Source organism: Paenibacillus andongensis (genome assembly GCF_025369935.1).
GTDB classification, from domain to species: domain Bacteria; phylum Bacillota; class Bacilli; order Paenibacillales; family NBRC-103111; genus Paenibacillus_E; species Paenibacillus_E andongensis.
This window is the reverse complement of record NZ_CP104467.1, coordinates 2,214,849-2,233,091: the sequence shown is the minus strand read 5'-3', so window position 1 is coordinate 2,233,091 and position 18,243 is coordinate 2,214,849. Positions and strand designations below refer to the sequence as shown.

Sequence of the window (18,243 nt, the reverse complement as noted above, 5' to 3'; positions counted from 1 at the left end):
TTCGGTCCAATCATTAAAGTTATCTAAAAGTGCTTTTTCAGTTCATCGTATACCATTTCATAGCCCTCGATACTTAGATGAAGTCCGTCTGTCGTAAAATTGATCTTCAGGCTGCCATCTTTATCGCCAAGCTTGGAGTAAAGGTCGATATACTTTAGGCCTAACTGGTTAGACATTTCATAAATCATCGCATTTAAACGCCGAATTTCTTCGTTGTTGCGGTCACTTTCGAAGAAACTAGCCACTTTGTGATGTTCGGTGTTACGGATCGGATAGATCGACTGGACAAGGATACATGCATAGGGCAACTTCCCTTTGATGTCGGAACAGATTTGCTCGATCCTTTGAATGATTTCCTCAGGTTTATTACCAATACCCAAATCGTTCGTACCGATCAACAAGACGACCGTCGACGGCTCCAGATCGCAGACCATTTCTTGCAGATTTTCCAGCAACTCCAAGGAAGTGTATCCGCTGATTCCGCGATTATAGATCGGTTTACTCCCTTGGTACATCTCGTATAGCGGGAACCCTTCAGTGATGGAATCTCCGACGAACACGATACCGTTCTTCTTAGCAAGCAAGTTCAGCTTCCCGAACGAGTCCAGTCTGTTCTTTTTTGAGAATTCCACATGCAGTAGCGCGATTTCTTTCAAGACTGTTTGCAATTCTTGCGGTAAATTTTGCATAGATACCTCCCCCGATATCAATAATTCTGGTCTGCCACTGCGCGGTTCCGAATCCAAATTAATCTTTTTCTTCGCTTTTTTCGATTGAGCCTTCATTGCCATACAAGTAGCCAGACCAAGAGAGACCTATCTATTCCTTAACGGCACCAATGACAAGCCCGGCTGCAAAAAAGCGTTGCAGCACCGGATAAATAACCAGAATCGGGACTGCACCGATCACAATCTGTGCGGACATGAGTGCCTGAAAATTCGTTTGGGCCAATACTTTGACATTATTGGAATTGATTTCGGGCATACTAATGATGGATTTCAGATAAGTAGCGAGCGGTACATGATTCGGTTTCATATAGATGCTTCCGGCCAGCCACTCGTTCCAGTCGTTTACGATCAAAAACAATCCGACCGTCGCCAACACGGGAATGGATAAAGGCAAGAAAAGCTTGTTGAATACGGTCCAATGATTGGCCCCGTCCATAAATGCCGCTTCTTCCAGTTCCTTGGGAAGGGCTTTGAAAAAATTCATGACGAGAATCAGGTTGAAAATGTTAACGGCCCCCGGGAGGACCAGTGCCCAGATGGAGTCGTACAGCCCGATTTTCGTTACGACCAAATACATAGGAATCATTCCGCCGTTAAATAGCATTGCGAATACGAAGAATCCGACAAAGAACTTATACCCTCCAATCCCGTCGCGGCCTTCGCCTTTAGACAGGACATAAGCGGCCATGCAAGTGATCGTTAACCCGATGACAAAGCTGAGAAGGATTCGCTCTACCGAAACGAGAGCAGAATGATATAGCTCGGGACTCCCCAGTGCTTTCTTATACGAAAATAAGGTGGGCCCGATTGGCCAAAACGTAACCTCGTGCGCGGCAACCGCAGGGGCGGAGCTGAACGAGACAGATACTACATGAACCATTGGAATCAGACAAAGAAGGGCAAGCAAACTTAAAAATAAATAATTAGCGCTTTGAAATACCTTGTATCCTGATCTTGCTCTAAGCATTTCTGTCCTCTCCTCTCTTTTTTAAAATATTTTGTAGCCCGCAAATTTCCCCGCAAGCCGGTACGAGGCAATGATCAACACAAGTCCGACGACAGACTTAAAAAGACCGATCGCGGTGGAAACACTGAAGTTTCCGCCGATAAGACCCATACGGTATACAAAGGTATCTATAATATCGCCGGTCTGATAAACCAGCGGATTGTACATATTAAAAATTTGGTCGAAGCCGGCATTTAGCACTTGGCTGAGGGACAAGGTGACAACGACGACGAGGGTAGGGACGAGCGACGGAATCGTGATATGCTGCGTCATCTTCCACCTTCCCGCACCGTCGATTTCAGCTGCCTCATATAACGATGGATTAATGCCCGCTAACGCCGCCAGAAAAAGAATCGAACCGTATCCGAATTCTTTCCAGATGTCGGTTACGACAATGGTAGCCCGGAAATAGCGATTATCCCCAAGGAAGAAGATCGGCTTGATGCCGAAGGCGTCCTGCAGAAATTGATTGACAAGCCCTCCGTTCGGAGCCAATATTTCCATAAACACGCCGCCCAAAACAACCCATGATAAAAAGTGCGGCAGAAACACAATCGTTTGAATCGTATTTCTCATGAATTTTTGACGAGCCTCGTTCAGCAAAAGTGCAAAAGTGAATGTTGCGATTGTACCGAAAACGATCTTGAGTACAGCGATGATGAACGTATTCCAGATGACTTGTTTACCGTCAGGGTACGTGAACAAAAACTTGAAATTGTCCATTCCTACCCATTTGGAGTGAAGAATCCCCGAATACGGCTTATAATCCTGAAAAGCCATGACGATTCCGCCCATAGGCGCATAAATAAAAATAAGTGTCAGTATGACGGCCGGAAGGAGCATTAGATATAACTGCCAGTTGTCGCTCCGTCGTTTCCTTCTCTGCAAGGCTTTATGTTCCGCCAATTGCTGTACGGCTTCCATGTTTGCCACTCCCCATTCACATAATAAGGGGGGAGGCACGATCAATGCCTGCCCCCTCGATTTGTTATTTTACCGAATTAAACCAATCGTTAACTTCTTTCGTAATCTGGTCACCGCCAGAGGACTTCCACTTCGTTACGAAATTGTCAAACTCCTCAACAGGTGCTTTCGAGTAGATAATCTGTGTGAAAGTATCCATTTCCAGCTTGTTCAAAAACTCGCTTCGCGAGCTTTGGGTGGAAGTCGTTGGCCCTTGAAACAGATTAGGCATGGCAATTTTGGCTTGATCAGCGGTTATTAAGAATGCTTTATTAAACGCGGACTGCATTGGGTTTTTGTCAGCATAGGGATCACTGCCATTCAGCATATTATTAATTGCCATCTCGTTGGCGGTAAGGGTTTTCTCTAATGCAATGTCTTTGAGCATGGCAATCATTCTAGATTTGGATGGCGAAATCCACCCTCCTAACACATAACTCTTCGTTGATACTTGCCCGCCCGGAATTTTATCCTTGTCAAATACAGCTTTGCCGTCTTGGATGACATAGTCATAATTCTCTTGAAAGCCTTTCAGGACGAGAGGATCCTCAGAGTTCGTCGCATCCCACAGGGTATTCATGTAATGAAAATAGGCTTCCAGCGCCTCTGGCGAGATATCCTTGCTAATGACAGTAGCGCCGCCCTGAGAAGCAGTAATTCTTACTCCACTTTTCCCATCCGGTCCAGCAGGGATCGCGTAGGGTTCATAATCCGCTTTGGGATCCTTCGCATAGACCATGGATCCCGGATAATTCGGAAACCAGGTCGCTCCGCCAATGATCCCCACTTTCCCAGATGCTACGTCCTGTACGATTTTATTCCAATCATTAAGCGCAACATCGTCGGGAATATACCCCTTGCTCTTCCAGTCCCTTAGCTTGCCAAGGGCTAATTTAGCGCCGGGTTGAACGGAACCGTAAGCAAGGTTTCCATTCGCATCTTTGTTCCACTGACTCGGCACCGTTCCGAAATCTCCAAATAACCAAGAGATATCGCCGACAGGATAGCCAACCATGGTATCCTTCATAGCGAAGTCAAACGGGATCGTATCTTTCTTCCCATTGCCATCCGGGTCTTGGTTAGCGAAGGCGTCCATGATCGCTTCCAAATCGGTCAGCGATTTAGGTGCTTGCAGACCAAGCTTATCCAACCAGTCTTTCCGGATCCAAAGAACCGGTGCGGAACCACTGATGGGTTCCTGAAGCGTCGGAAGAGCCATTTTCTCTTTCCCTCGTTGGTACGGCAGCCATGCATCCGGCTGCTCTGCCACAGCATCTTTCCAAGCCTTCCCGGCATATTTCTCAAATGCGCTGGTAATAGGCATGACTTTACCGGAATCAATTAACATATTTACCGTATCTTTAGTGGCGGAAAAGATGACATCCGGAAGTTTGTCCCCGGAAGCAAGCATTAATTTCAGCTTCGTATCGAAGGATCCATCACCTACCGGAGAGGACCAGAGCGTCTTGATATCCACTCCGAGCGTATCTTTCGCCCACTTGGTATGGACGTTATTTTCGATGGTTTCTCCATTCTTATAAGTAATTGAATTTTCCGTATACCTTACCGTGGTCAGCGTAACCGGAGGATCAATCTTGCCGTTCACAATATGGAGCTTGGATTCGGTCGTTTGATTTGATGGTGCCGATGATGAAGCCGACTTGTCAGAAGGCTGGGAACTGCAAGCGACAATGGATCCCAGACTTATGACTGCGACAAGCGATGTAGCTGCGAACTTCGACTTTCTGGCCATTCCTAAAAACCCCTCTCAATAATTTGATTGTTCCTCGCTTCATCAGTATAGGACACTGCACATTGTCCTGATATAGCTCAAAATAAACATCAGATAGTTCATTCTAAACTTCATGCATGAACATACGGCTCATTGTACATGCAGCTTCACGTTCGTAAGTTACCCCGATTTATTGCACATATTCCCTTTTGTTCCAACCTTATTACTCCACCCGCACATAGCGTAAAACAAACTTGCAATAACGCAATCCAAACATGCAGCTTTTCCAAGTTGTATTCACTTTGAATCACGACTACAATGGGGCTATCAATGCCGAAAGGAGCATCCGGATGCTCAAAAACTATAAAACCTTTATTACATTAAATTTGCTTGTTCTCGTTTCCACCATATGCATTCTCGGTATGTATACGTATTCCATAAACACAAGTTTGAATATCGTCCAATCGGACATCCAAAGCAGCAATTTGAATCAGGTTCAAGCGGCGGTTAATAATCTCGATCGAAATGTGGAACAATTGGACATGCTTGCCGTGTCGATCGACAAGGACAGGTTGGTTGCCTTGCTTCCATCAATGGATATCATGGATTCTTATGATCAAGTGCGGTTGATCGGCGATCTTTCCAACAAATTGACGTATCAAAGTTTATCGGAAGGTTGGACCAACCACGTCGGCATCTGGTCTCCCATTATTCATCAGTGGATCGGTACATCGATAACGGGTCTCAAGGCCCCTCCAGCCAGAAACGCCACGGAATGGATGTTAGACTCCGCCTCCAATGTTTTCGTAAAAGAAAAGGTGGAACAGGATTTCACCATTCAAATCACCTTTCCGAAGGATAATTTAACTAAACTTCTTGACGATTCAAAGCAACAGGACAAGAACGATCCTTTCTTCTATAAACAAGGGATGTCTTTAATAATGAATTCAAGCTCCGATCTCACAAGGACACAAAACTTGATTCAGGCTTTGGCGGGCGGTATCCGTTCGGATTCTGGCACGGAGATCGTCAATCTTCAGGATAATAAGTATCTGGTGAACTATGTGAAATCGCAAAAGCTGGGCTTGTACATGATCGATTACATGCCGCTTGGTCTCGCTTTAAACCCCATTGTCAAAACCAAAAAATTATTTTACTTATCCTGCGCCGTCCTATTCGCGGCCGGCATTGTGATCGTCTCCTCGTTGTACCGAAAATTTCAAATCCCGATGCTTGAACTGCTAAAGGGAGTTCGCCTGCTCAAAAACGGCGATTTCAAAGCAAGGATTCGCCGCCGTACCAACAACGAGTTCGATTTTCTGTATGCCAACTTCAACGAAATGGCCGCCCAGATCGAAGAGCTCATCGAAAAGGTTTACAAAGAAAAGATCATATCCCGCGAGGCCGTACTGAAGCAATTGCAAGCCCAAATCAATCCTCATTTCTTGTATAACTGTCTATTTTTCATCAACAATTCAGTGCGCCTTGGCCACGATGAGGCTATTACCGCGATGACGCAAAATTTGGCCGAATATTTCCGGTACACTACCCGGCTCGAAGAGCCGATGACAACGGTGCAAAAAGAGATGGCCGTCGTAAACAAATACTTGGCCATCCAGAAGCTGCGAATGGACAGGCTGCATTATGAGATTCGAATCCCCGACTCCATGAACGGTTTGATCATTCCAAAATTGCTCATCCAGCCTTTGGTCGAAAACAGCATCATCCACGGGATCGAAAAAAAACAGTCGGCCGGCAAGGTCATCGTCACAGGAACGGAAACCGATATTGGCTATCGGATCACCGTTGAGGATGACGGGCGAGGCATGACGGAGGATGAAATCAGAACGCTAAAGCTCAAAATCAAACAGCCGCTCGACGACACGATGGGATGTGCGCTTTGGAATATTCAGCAGCGTCTAGGCATTCATTTCAGCAAGTTTTCAGGGATGGAGTTCGGACATAGCTCGCTCGGGGGTTTAAGTATCAGCTTGTATTGGGGCAATCTTGAAAATTCGGAGGGATAAATGATGTATCAATTATTAATCGTGGATGATGAGAAAACGGTCGTCGACAGCCTTGCACTGACGATCCCTTGGTCGGATTACGGAATCGAGGCCGTGTATCAGGCATATTCCGCCGCCGATGCGCTGAAGATTGCAGAGGAACAAGCAATCGATGTACTTATTACCGATATTCGGATGCCGGAGATGGACGGTCTCGAATTGATCGAGCACATCAACCGGTTGTCCCGAAAGGTAAAATGCATTATTTTATCTGGCCATGACGATTTTCTATATGCACAGAAAGCGATGCAGCAAAGTGCTTTTAACTATTTGCTCAAACCTGTCGTGATTGAGGAGCTGGTGGCCTCCGTCCAAAGCGCTATCGAAACGCTTCAAGCCGAATGGAAAGAGATCAGCTCCTATCAGCGTATTCAATATACGCTTCAATCCAACCTTCCCTTGCTAAAAGACCAATTACTGGGCGACCTGCTCAAGAAGAAGCCGATGCCAGCTTCTGTACTGCAGGAACGCCTTTCCCTATTGAGATTGTCTTTCCAAAAAGGTGACCCTTTTATGCTCATGCTCGTGCGCCTCGAAGAAGATTTCTCTGGCTACGACCTGAAGTCTCTCTCCTTGCTGGAGTATGCCGTGACGAATATCGCGGAAGAAGTGTTTCAAGACGTTTTTGAATTATGGCACGGCACTTCCGAGCAAGGATATCTTGTCTTTCTCTTTAAGCCGCGGGAACGTACGGAAGCGATGAAGCTAGTCGATTCTTTCGCGGTGAAGCTGCAAAACCATGTCCAGACCTATTTGAAAGGCAATATATCGATTTGTCTAAGTCCGGTCAGCGTGTTTCCTGACTCGATCGCCGAGTTATATCAACAAGCCGTTTCCACGATCAACCGAAATGTAGGAGCGAATAAAAGCTACTTCATTACGCTTGGCGATGACGAATCGAACAACCTACTCGAGTCGTCACCGATCAACTTGTTCGAACCCCCACTTCTCCCTCAATTGCTCGAATCAGGCAGTTGGGACGAAGCCCTTATGAAATTGGAGCATACCCTTCAGTTATCGAGCCCCGAGGCTGACTATACTTACGACCAGTTGTTTTCTGTCTTCTTGTACTTGTCCTCTTCGCTTTCGATCGGCATTCTCAAAAATGGCGGTAACCTGGAGGAGCAGATAGGCGAAGATTTTGAATTGTTTCTTAGAAAAACAAGCTTTTTATCCAAACAGCGCTTATATGACTGGGCCGCCAAAGTAATAGCAAATTTGAAAAGAAGCTCCAGCACCTATCTGGAGAGCACTCAAAATATCATCACGGCCAAAGTCCGTTCCTTTATTCAGGAGCATCTCTCCGAAGGCGTGTCCTTGCAGATGGTTGCCGACTACATCGGTCTCCATCCGGTGTATTTATCTAAAGTCTATAAAACCGTAACCGGAGAAACCATCGGCGATTATTTATTCGCGCTGCGCATGGATAAAGCGGCATATCTGTTAAAAAGCACCGATCTAAAGATTTCCGACATCAGCTCCAAACTAGGCTTTCTTGCCACGCCTCATTTCATTAAAATCTTTAAAAAGCACTTTGGCAGCACCCCACAAGAATATCGAAACGACGGTTAATAGTTTCTGATAAGGAGCCGAATCTTTGAAATGAGCGGAGCCTCATTTTTTTCGGAGTTCACCTGTTGAAATCTGGTGCTTCTGTTGAAACATTCGATAGAACGTTCTAAACCCCATTCCTACTTCACCCGCAATTTGCTCTATCGTTCTCTCTTCTTGACAGAACATATCGGCATTATTGCTGTATTCGGACATGACTGTATCTGAGATAGCGCAATACTTGCCGATTTATAGAAAAGAATATTATGCTTGGCTATCTGATAATCATCTTCAGAATTAGGACTATCCAAAAGGTGGATATCAAAATTAGCTGTCGCTAAACTAAACACATAGCGATCCACATCCTCCAGTTGTGAATCGATCTGGGCCATATCCTTGCCCCCTGCTATCTTTAACGCCGCTCAACCGGGAAATAAACCGAATACATTTCGTCCTTCACTTCATACAAAGGAATGAAGCGGATTCCCCGCTCCTGATCCTTGGTACGGTAATACCCCGGATTCCACCAGCTATGATTGCGCTCACGATCCGGGATCAGCATGGATTCCGGATCCTCGAGATTGCCGTACAGACGCCTTTCTTCTTGGCTAAGCCCTGCCAATACAATGGGTCCGTCAAGGAAAGCTACGGTACCAGATTGTCCGGGAAGCGGTTCGACCCTGAGCCGTTTAGGGAACTCAACGTGAATTGTATCGCCATTGCTCCACTTGCCGCTGATTTCACAGTACGATGACGGCTTAAAGGTGCCTGAATGCGGGGTTCCGTTTACTAAAATGACAGGCTCTCCGGCGAGCCACCACGGCAGCCGAAGCTTAATGGTCAATTCGGTCGGCTGCTCGCACGTAACGGTCAGGTCATAGACAAAGTGATCCGGACGATGCACCGGAATGGAGGGAATATCGACCCGTGTGATCGCCGTCATTCCCTCAACCGACCATCCGTTCAGCGGATAAAGCCCATTTTGCCCGTTTTGTGTCAGACTGAGGCTGGTACGGGTTCCTTCCCATTCGGTTTCCAGCTTGGAAGGAATCCATTGATTGACAATAATGCCTTCCTCGTCCTCTGAATAGATCGGCGTCTCGTACGCAGCATTCGCCTGGATCAAAGTGCCATGGCAGCACCAGAAATGCTGCGTAGGCGACCCCCATGTTTTCTTGCTGCCAGCCCCTACACCGAGGAAATAAGAGATCATACCGGTTTCGCCATTCTGGTGCGCAAGCACGCCATTGATAAATCTGCGCTCCCAATAATCGGCATAGATGGGATCACCTGTCCAACGAAGAAGCACTTGAGCCAATCGCATCATGTTGTAGTTGCAGCAGTGCTCTTGTCCAACGCCCAGCCGTTCGGCAATTTGCCCAGGAGGCATCCAAAGCTCCGCATCGTCCCCCGCCCCAGTACATACGTATCCGCGCTGTGTGACTGCGCATTGCCAAAACGCTTCAACAATGTGGCGGAAACGCTCGTCTCCGGTCACTTCCCAAGCTCGTGCAGCGCCGAGTATTTCTGGAATTTGCGTATTCGCATGTTTGTTCGTAAGCACGTCTTTTCCCGCTAGAAGAGTATCGAAAAAGCGTCTCCGATCATACCGATAAATCAGCTCCCGGTGCTCTACGGCCTGTGTCAATCCATACAGATCCGCCCATACTTCAAGCATCCCGCCGGTTTCCATATCCAGTAGATCGTCCATTTGATCGCGGGTGAATCGCTCTGTCCAGCGATAAAACCAGGAAGCCATTTTATCCATAATCTTCAATGCCTGATCATTTCCGGCGATCTTATACATCTCATAGAGGCCCATCAATAACTTATGGACCGTATAATGTGGCGCCCACACCCACTTGCCTTGGACAATTCGATGCATATACGATTCAGGGAACGCCGCCAGCCACTCCCCACCGTTCGCTTCCTGACAACGTGCCAGCTCCTGGACGATAGTGTCCGCCTTGGCTTTGACCATTGGGTCTTTGGTTTGGGCATAGATTCGTGCTGCAGCGGACAACCAATGCCCCATCATGTGGCCACGCAGTTCGCAGGTCGGGGATTCCCACCCCCAATGCCAATGCTCGGGACCGTCTTTACTCGTGGTCGAAGCACTGGTCGTCCCCCCATTCCCGCTGTAACTCCACAATCCGGCTTCTAGGTAGAAGTTTCGCAACAGATTTTGATTCGTTAAACTCATGACATATTGTTTATTGAGTTCGAAGCGTGCCTTGAGCGGTCCCTCAGCGAGCCTGATTTGACCGTAAGAATATTCTCGCAGACGTATAGCCATACTTATACCTCTCTCTTTTTTTGATGTACAATACATATAATAATCGTATGAACACAAGCTTTGAATGCATTTTATTTTTATTACCTACACTTTTTTTGGCAAAATCAAGGATGGGGGGGGAGCAAGGATGGACCGGAACATTTATCTAACAGCGGACAGGTTCCCACTAATCCGGGATATTGGCAGCAACCGAACTCAGGACTGGTATTCTCATCCGGATCGGATGCTTGATTACGATGTCTTTCTATTCGTCGCCAAAGGGAGCATGCAGGTCACGGAGGAAGAGAACGACTACGTTGTGGGGGAAAATGAACACTTGTTTTTGAAGAAGGGGGTGCATCATTGGGGCCGGCCCGAGACGCTTCCCGGAACGACCTGGTATTGGATTCACTTTACAACGATCGTCGATGAACGAATCGAATATAAACGGCAGTCCGCTATTTCCGAGCTGGACTACTATTTCCCCGAGCATTATCAACACGTGCTTCAGATGCCTAAATTCGGAACAGCTGCGCTTCACCATACAACCGAAGACCGTTTGAAGTCCTTGATCGAAAGCAGCCGCAAGCAAAGGCCTAACCGGATGACGGAAATCTGCTTGCATGCCTACCAGCTATTCTTAAGCTTGCATCACTCGGCAGCGAATATGGATAAAGCGAAAATGCCGGGAAAAGCAGAAGCCCATGTAGGACGAATCATGGAGTATTTGAGCTGGCATGCCGAAGAGGAATTTGACTCCAAACGGTTAAGTGAATACATGAATTTGAATTACAGCCATATCTCTGCAACTTTCGCCAAAACAACCGGACAAACCGTTATTGAAGCGCATACCCGCCTAAGAATGAACAAAGCGCTGCATCTAATGCGTACCACCACTTTGAATATCTCGGAAATTAGCCAACGACTCGGATTTCAAAACCCGTTCTATTTTACCAGAGTGTTCAAAAAAGTTTTGGGTGAATCGCCTTCCTCTTATATGAATCATTTTTATCGATAAAAATGGTTGGGGATTTACCAAAAAATCATCCGTAAACAAAATAAGCAAATAACCTGCTCTTGGATCCGTGTCAGAAGCAACCGACTTTACCCCAAGTCATTCCGGGAATACAAATGAAATGAGCCCCAAAGGGATTATCAGTATCCCTCCGTGGCTCTTGTTTTGCGCTCTTTTATTTGTTGGCAGAACTTATCGGTTCCACTTTTATAGGGAGGAAGGCGCATGGCCTTCCACCCGAAAGAAGTACGCTTCTTAATGATTTCCTGATTGATTGTTATTACCATTTCCAGACTGATCATGAGGCACGGTCACGGTTACGGAAGTAACTGTTTTGTTGCCCGCCTTGTCAGTTGCTGTGTAGTTGATCGTATAGATTCGCCCTTTTTCTGCACGTAAACTAAAAGATGTGGCAGCTGTACCGAAATTAGCCTGAATGTCGCCTTTACCGCTATCCGGTTGGTTGCTCGTGATTGAGGTTAACACCACGGAATCAACACCCGATACAGCATCGCTCGAATTCAGAATGGCATTGATTGTCACTATTTTATGATTAGCCGGCCATATTGACGTCTTATCCAATTGAACGGTTAATGCTGGCGCCGACTTGTCAACCTTAAACTCGACGGTTTTGAGCTGTTCGACATTGCCTGCTTGATCCGTGCTGCGGTAACTGAACTTATAAGTCCCTTCACCGAAGGCAGGAATGGAACCCGTGTAGGTAATCCAAGCACCGTCATTCAATTGATATTCGGTTGTCACTGCTCCACCGTATACACTAGCATATACGGATAAGCTTACGGTAACATCCGTCGTGTACCAGCTGATCTTGCCGTTGGGCGCTGCCGGATTAAGCGTTGCGGCAGTGACAGGGGCAATCTTATAAATGTTGCTTACGGTCATGCTCGTCACATTTGATACATTGCCTACAGCATCGGTTCCTCTTGCATACACCGTGTCATTGTCGGAAACAACGACTGGTGCGGCGTACGCTGTCCAAGTGCCGCTTGCGCCCATTTTGTATTCCTTCAATGCCGCGTCGGCCGGAAAGCTGATCGTTACGGTGACACCTTGGTTGGTCGGAGCTGTCGTATCTACAGCTAAGATTGCATCGGCAGGCGCTATATGATCGATATTGCCGACCGCATATTGGGTTACATTTGATACATTGCCCGCAGCATCCGTTGCTTTTGCATATACCGTCACATTCCCGGAAACAACTACAGGAGCACCGTATGCTGTCCATGTGCCGCTTGCGTCCAGTTTGTATTCCTTGACTGCCGCGTCCGCCGGATAGTTGATCGTTACGGAAACATCGTGGTTGGTCGGTGCTGTAATGTCTACAACGAAGGTTGCGTCCGCAGGTGGCGTCTTATCGATAATGCTGACCGTGTAACTCGTTACATTGGAGACGTTGCCTGCGGCATCCGTTCCTCTTGCGTACAGCGTTTCATTGTCGTTAACGATACAAGGCTCTGTATACGTTGTCCATGTACCGTTATCACCCACTTTGTATTCCTTCATGACAGCATCATCCGGGTAACTGATTGTGACGGCAACCTTGGCGTTGTCCGGCGTATTATCCGTAGTAAAAGTAGCATCTGCCGGAGCGGTCCTGTCGATGTTTACCTTGATTGTTTGGACGGTTGCAGAATCCTTCAACCGATAATTGAGGGTATAGTTGCCGTCCTGCTCCAATGTGATCGGAGATGCATAGGAAAGCCATGCGGCTTCGCCGTTCAGATTATATTCCGCATTCCCGTAGGTGGATAACGTGATGCTCACTGGGATCGTGTACCAACCGTTTAACCCATTTGGTGCGGCGGGATTCACGGAAGGCTCGATCTTATAGATCAAGCTGTTCAACGCTGTCGACAGGCTGTCGGCGGCTGCATCAACTGCGGTCTGGGTCGCGTCAGCAGCAACCGATTTCGCATTCGTTACCACAGTTTGGAACGACGTATAGCTTTCGGCGGTATAATGGTCGGCGACAACTGCATCTGCTTGAGTAAGCAAGAGCGTGAGCAGCGTACGATCGACAATCTTCTCATAGAACTCCATCTCGCTGACATTGGCAAAGCCGTTAGGCGTATAATAGCGCAAAAAACGGTATGCCGTGCTGCTGGTAATCGTTTGCGTATACCATTTAATATCGCTAACGCCGCTTATCGTATACAAGGTATCAAAGTTGCTACCGTCGTTGGAGCCTTGGATCAGCGCTCCATTCATACGGGAAGCCTGACCGTTTCTCGGCATATACCGAATGCTGCCGAGCACTTTTACATTACCTGCACCCAAATCGACGCGTGCCCAACCAGCTGCGGTTGTGGTGTCAGGGAACGTGCTCGTATTACCATCAAAAGCGCGCCATCCGTTTGTCGCAGCGTCCTTACCATCCGTTGCACTAGTGGAAGCTACTACCATCGAAGAGGTAACGGTGATTTTCGGATAAATGGTATTCACAGCTACCAGCAGCCCTTGAGCCCGATAAAGATCGCCCAGAAGCGCCGCTTTGTCGGCACCCGGCTGGATTACTGAGTTATTAATCCGTTCTATTTCCTTCAGGTATAAGTAGTAGCTTCCCTTAGTATAGCCGTCCTGTGCAAGCACCTTGGAAACTGCATTGAAATCATAATATCCATAAAATTCAACTTCCGCTACGTTGCCAAACCAAGCGGAGCTATTATACAGCCTCAAATAACGGTAACCATTATGATTCAAAAGCTTATCATATCTTATTTCGGTCCATGAATTATCCTTCGCTGCTGTTACTGCTTGGGTAAGGTTTGACCAACTGCTATTATCGTTGGAGCCTTGAACAATGAGTCCATTCAGCCTTCCGCTTTGCAATGCTCTTGGCATGAGTTTAATTCCGCTCAGCTTAATAGACGCGTTTGCTCCAAAGTCTACCGTGTAGTAGGAACCGGCTCCGGTATTCAAGTCCCCATAAGTAGCTATATTGCCATCAAACAACAAATACCCTACCTGCTCCTTCGACAAACCGGTACCGGGGAATTGCTTATCGGAAGCTATAACTGTTGCCAGCGTTGAAACGTTTATTTTTTCAGCTGTTGTCACTCCCGGTACCAAAGTGGCGATGCTGCCCGTATCCGCTGTTGTACCATCTGCCGTCTTTGTTAGGCTAAATACCACAGATACAAATGTGTCAGCAGCAGGTTTTGCGATTGCACCATCCGTTCCGATAATTCCGGCAGGCGTTGCTGATTTTATTGCTATTGTATAACCTTTTGGAACTGTTGGCAGCTTTAAACTTGCTGCATCCTGTGCAGGAGCCTCTACGCTTGTTATTGTGGAAGCAAGTTTAGCAGCCGTTGCACGATATTCACCATAAAATTCAACTTCCGCTGCGTTTCCATACCACGCGTTACTGTTATACAGTCTGAAATAACGGTAACTTTGATCCGACGTTCCATTCACTTTAAGAACGGTCCATGCGTTTGCCTGCGAGCCGGCAGCAGTGCTCGTAAGACTCTTCCAATTGACATTATCGTTCGAGCCTTGAACAATCATACCATCCATTCTGCCTGGGAATGATGCTCTTGGCATGAGGAAAATATCGTTGAACTTAACAGAAGCGTCTGCTCCGAAGTCTATCGTGTAATAGGAACCGGAACCGGAATTTAAGTCCCCATAAGTAGCTGTATTGCTGTCAAACAATAAATACCCTACCTGCTCCTTCGATAAACCGGTGCCAGGGAACTGCGCGTGTGAAGCTGTAACGGTTGCCAGCATGGGAACATTAATGAAATTTACCGGATCAACAAGGTACAGCTTGGAGTTGTCGGTTGTCAGAAATGCTGTATCACCGTTCGTTCCGTCGTTCCTTTGGTAATCGACCGTAAATTGGACTGCACCCGTTTGTACAGATCCATCCATGACTGCAGTTGCGGTCCAGTTTAGATTGTCCTGCGTGTTTACTGCCGCATCTTTGCCTTGGATGCTGACCTGTACGTTCTGAATCGGCTCTTTGGCTTGGATGGTTACCTTTGCCGTGTTACCGATCACGATTTTGCCGCCGACACTTTGATCCGAACCGATCGAAATGGACTGAATCTTATTATTCGTTTCATAACGTTGCCCGTAGATTCTGAATTCGCCGAGCTCAAGGAAGTTTTGAACGCTATTATGAATAACGTCAGGCTGTGGATGAATTTCTTCGATTTTGATGAATCGGAATTGCTGATTTTTGTTCGCATCGTCGACAGCTAGTGTTGCCATGTCATCGATAAATGGTGCTTCACTCGGCGTCAGACGCGTCCAGTTTTCCTTGTCATTGGACCCGAATACCACCGAGCCTGCCGAACGATCCACAAAATTCATTCGGCCCTGAATGCCGAAAGCCGTTGCTGAAACCTTATAATCCGGCCCGAAATCCATGATATGGTACAAATTCGGATATGGCGCCAGACCAGCGACCGGGAACGTATTATTGTTATTATCCACGAGCAGCGAAATCGAGTTGCCGAAAGTGGATGTCACAATATTAGTATAGTCCATGCTTTCATCGGATAATAATGGCGTCACCAATTGAAGACTTTCTGCTGCGCTTCTCAGTTTTAGCAACTGTTGATAGAACGCCGCGTCGGACGCAGTCTGAATCTGATTCATCGTGTCATTATATACAGCATTATATTGATTCAATGTCGCTGTTGTGTAAGTTTCATTTGGTTGATATGGCGTGATGGCCGCTTGTACGGCAGACGCGCGGTCGCTGGCAACAACAATGTTAACGTTCTTGGCTGCAGCCGTCGTGCCGTCAGAAACAACGACGATAAAAGAAGTCGTTCCGGCTTGCGTAGGCTGCCATGCAAATGCGCTGGTACTCGTATTGAATTGGGCACCATTCGGGCCATTCTGAAGCTCATAAGCAATTACATCTGTGGCGCTTGAATCCGTAGCGGCAAAGTCCAAGGTCACAGACTCCCCAACATAGGCAACGATATTCAAATCCAAACTTCCCGCTTGAAATGCCGGCGGAGTCAGCTGTGTGCCTGCTTGTATATTGAAGTGGTCAAAGTCAACCGTCGTACCGTCTCCCTTCACTTTCATATAAAGAAGGTTGTAATCAGGATCCACCTGGCCGTAGGAAACATGACTGATCCCCATGTCATAGGTGATATATTGCCACTGACCCTTTGTATCCGGCAGCGTCAGTGTATTGTACGGGGTTGAGCCCACTTCTTTACTAAACTCTAATGTAGCCACACCGCTCGTTCGAATCTTTAATCCTATGAGAAGGGAATTCGTACGGTCGGGATAGGACATGTTCTGTACAACCAGTTTGCTTCCCTCTGCCGTTGCCTTTGTTTCCACATAAGAGGTAGTTCCCTCTTGCTTCGTTGCGGTATTGTTGTCGTATGCTGTGTACCGGTCTTCGATTTCTGCCAATGCTGCGCTTGGTTGCTCCTTCGGGAGAAAGGTAGCCCCTTCAGCTTCCGCCGCCTGCGGTAAATAGAGCCAGAAGTCGCCGCCGCCGTCCATGTTATCCCAATTGATTTTTAAGCTGCCTTTATAATAGGAATTGGATGGGATTCTCTTCGTGAATGCTTCGTAATAATATGGAGCCTTCTCCGCTATATTTACCCCTTTGACATACGTATAGTAATAGTACAGATCCCAGAAGTTAGCGGTAAGCATCCTTCCTCTGTAGGAATCCGCCAATTTTTGATAGATCCCTCTCACAGCTCCATCTGGTGAAATGGCATAAGGAACCGGCGTCCACGGCGTGTCATAACCGAGCATGTACTGCCAAAAATAGTTGGCGGCCGCTAAAATCCGATCATTCAAAAACTCATACGGACCTACAGCATTGCTATTCGTGGATACGGTTCCATTCTCCGGATCGACTTTGGTGCCTTGGGCAAGAAGCATCCGCGATATGATGGCTGCATTCGTCAAATCACCGCCGCCATGTGCCTGGTCCCGACCCATCTCTACATGTTGAACGTAAGGTTGGGCTAATTTTTCGCCCGTCATTGCATTCGTATCAACCAATCGGAACAGCTGCTTAACTGATCCATTGAAGCCCTGATCTAAAGCCGTCTTATTCACGGTAAACCATTCGACAGCCTCGTTGTATCTCGCTCTGTTATCGGTAAAGATATAACCCGCTATGGCTCCCAAGAGCGGATAATTATGCTGATTCATGAAATAGTTGTTATTATGCTGATATTTTTCGATAATCGGCGTAATCAGATTATTGGTAAAATTATCCGTATCTTGATCCGTCCACTGCAGAGATGCTGTTTGATAACTGGAATATCTCAAGATTTCCGCCGCAGTTACCATCCGGTTGAGCGGTATACCCGTATGAATATGCGCATCTTGATAAGGGGTGTATTGCCCAGGATCCATCTGGGACCAAAGGCGGATAATATGCAGGGCATTGGCCCGATAGGTCTCATCGCCTGTAATATAATACATCAGCGCCTGGGTATAAGCCTTCAGACTGTCAGCTATAAAGACCGCTTCAACTCCTTGACTGTTAAAAGCAACGATGGACGGTTTCGTTGAATCCGAGGAGCTTTGATTGCCGGCCTTCACCGTTTTTGAAGAGGCTGAAGATACCGTCATTGCCTTATAATAGGAATACCAAGGTTCGTGTTGCGAGAGCACCTCCGCTCTCATTGTTTCCAGTGTGGTCTTGGTTAAGCCGACGCCCGGGTGAGTAAAACCGCCCGTGATCGTTTCGTTAATTTCGACTTGATTTCCTGTGATGACGGTCGTATCTGCAGCCGAAACCGCCCCAATTGGCATAAGCGTTGCAACCATGTTCACTGCTACAAGTACGGCTAACAGACGCATCCATATCTTTCCGAAATGAAATACAGTTTTCATGTGTTTCCTCCTTTAAGTTTTACGAGTCCACATACAACGTCGTAGGCTT

10 protein-coding genes are annotated in these 18,243 nt (G+C 47.0%); 3 read left to right on the top strand and 7 right to left on the bottom strand.

Annotated elements, in window-relative coordinates:
- Nucleotides 1–23 precede the first annotated feature (23 nt).
- From NYR53_RS10170 to NYR53_RS10155, 4 genes are all read right to left on the bottom strand, one after another.
- A complete protein-coding gene (locus NYR53_RS10170; RefSeq protein ID WP_261305056.1) occupies nucleotides 24–689 on the bottom strand; it encodes a GDSL-type esterase/lipase family protein in 666 nt (221 codons plus the stop codon).
- A gap of 130 nt (nucleotides 690–819) precedes the next feature.
- On the bottom strand, nucleotides 820–1,695 hold the full coding sequence (locus tag NYR53_RS10165; protein WP_261305055.1) for a carbohydrate ABC transporter permease: 876 nt from the start codon (nucleotides 1,693–1,695) through the stop codon (nucleotides 820–822).
- Nucleotides 1,696–1,716: 21 nt separating this feature from the next.
- On the bottom strand, nucleotides 1,717–2,658 hold the full coding sequence (locus tag NYR53_RS10160) for an ABC transporter permease (RefSeq protein WP_437180139.1): 942 nt from the start codon (nucleotides 2,656–2,658) through the stop codon (nucleotides 1,717–1,719).
- A 64-nt stretch (nucleotides 2,659–2,722) separates the two neighbouring features.
- Nucleotides 2,723–4,450 carry a type 2 periplasmic-binding domain-containing protein gene (locus tag NYR53_RS10155; protein WP_261305054.1) on the bottom strand — a complete coding sequence of 576 codons (1,728 nt, stop codon included), beginning with the start codon at nucleotides 4,448–4,450 and terminating at the stop codon, nucleotides 2,723–2,725.
- Nucleotides 4,451–4,779: 329 nt separating this feature from the next.
- Between NYR53_RS10155 and NYR53_RS10150 the strand changes: the two genes are divergently transcribed.
- Together NYR53_RS10150 and NYR53_RS10145 are read left to right on the top strand one after the other, a co-directional pair.
- The gene (locus NYR53_RS10150) at nucleotides 4,780–6,456 is read left to right on the top strand and encodes a sensor histidine kinase (RefSeq protein WP_261305053.1); all 1,677 of its coding nucleotides are present in this window, start codon (nucleotides 4,780–4,782) and stop codon (nucleotides 6,454–6,456) included.
- A complete protein-coding gene (locus NYR53_RS10145) occupies nucleotides 6,457–8,067 on the top strand; it encodes a response regulator transcription factor (protein WP_261305052.1) in 1,611 nt (536 codons plus the stop codon). It begins immediately after the preceding gene.
- A gap of 140 nt (nucleotides 8,068–8,207) precedes the next feature.
- Here NYR53_RS10145 and NYR53_RS10140 read toward each other — a convergent pair whose 3' ends face one another.
- Both NYR53_RS10140 and NYR53_RS10135 read right to left on the bottom strand, forming a co-directional pair.
- Nucleotides 8,208–8,438 carry a hypothetical protein gene (locus NYR53_RS10140; RefSeq protein WP_261305051.1) on the bottom strand — a complete coding sequence of 77 codons (231 nt, stop codon included), beginning with the start codon at nucleotides 8,436–8,438 and terminating at the stop codon, nucleotides 8,208–8,210.
- A gap of 20 nt (nucleotides 8,439–8,458) precedes the next feature.
- The gene (locus NYR53_RS10135; RefSeq protein WP_261305050.1) at nucleotides 8,459–10,342 is read right to left on the bottom strand and encodes a beta-L-arabinofuranosidase domain-containing protein; all 1,884 of its coding nucleotides are present in this window, start codon (nucleotides 10,340–10,342) and stop codon (nucleotides 8,459–8,461) included.
- 127 nt (nucleotides 10,343–10,469) lie between these two features.
- Between NYR53_RS10135 and NYR53_RS10130 the strand changes: the two genes are divergently transcribed.
- Nucleotides 10,470–11,339, top strand: a complete 870-nt coding sequence (locus tag NYR53_RS10130) for a helix-turn-helix domain-containing protein (RefSeq protein WP_261305049.1) — start codon at nucleotides 10,470–10,472, stop codon at nucleotides 11,337–11,339.
- A 252-nt stretch (nucleotides 11,340–11,591) separates the two neighbouring features.
- On the opposite strand, the gene NYR53_RS10125 is transcribed toward NYR53_RS10130, so the two are convergent.
- The gene (locus NYR53_RS10125; RefSeq protein ID WP_261305048.1) at nucleotides 11,592–18,194 is read right to left on the bottom strand and encodes an OmpL47-type beta-barrel domain-containing protein; all 6,603 of its coding nucleotides are present in this window, start codon (nucleotides 18,192–18,194) and stop codon (nucleotides 11,592–11,594) included.
- Between the last annotated feature and the right edge of the window lie 49 nt (nucleotides 18,195–18,243).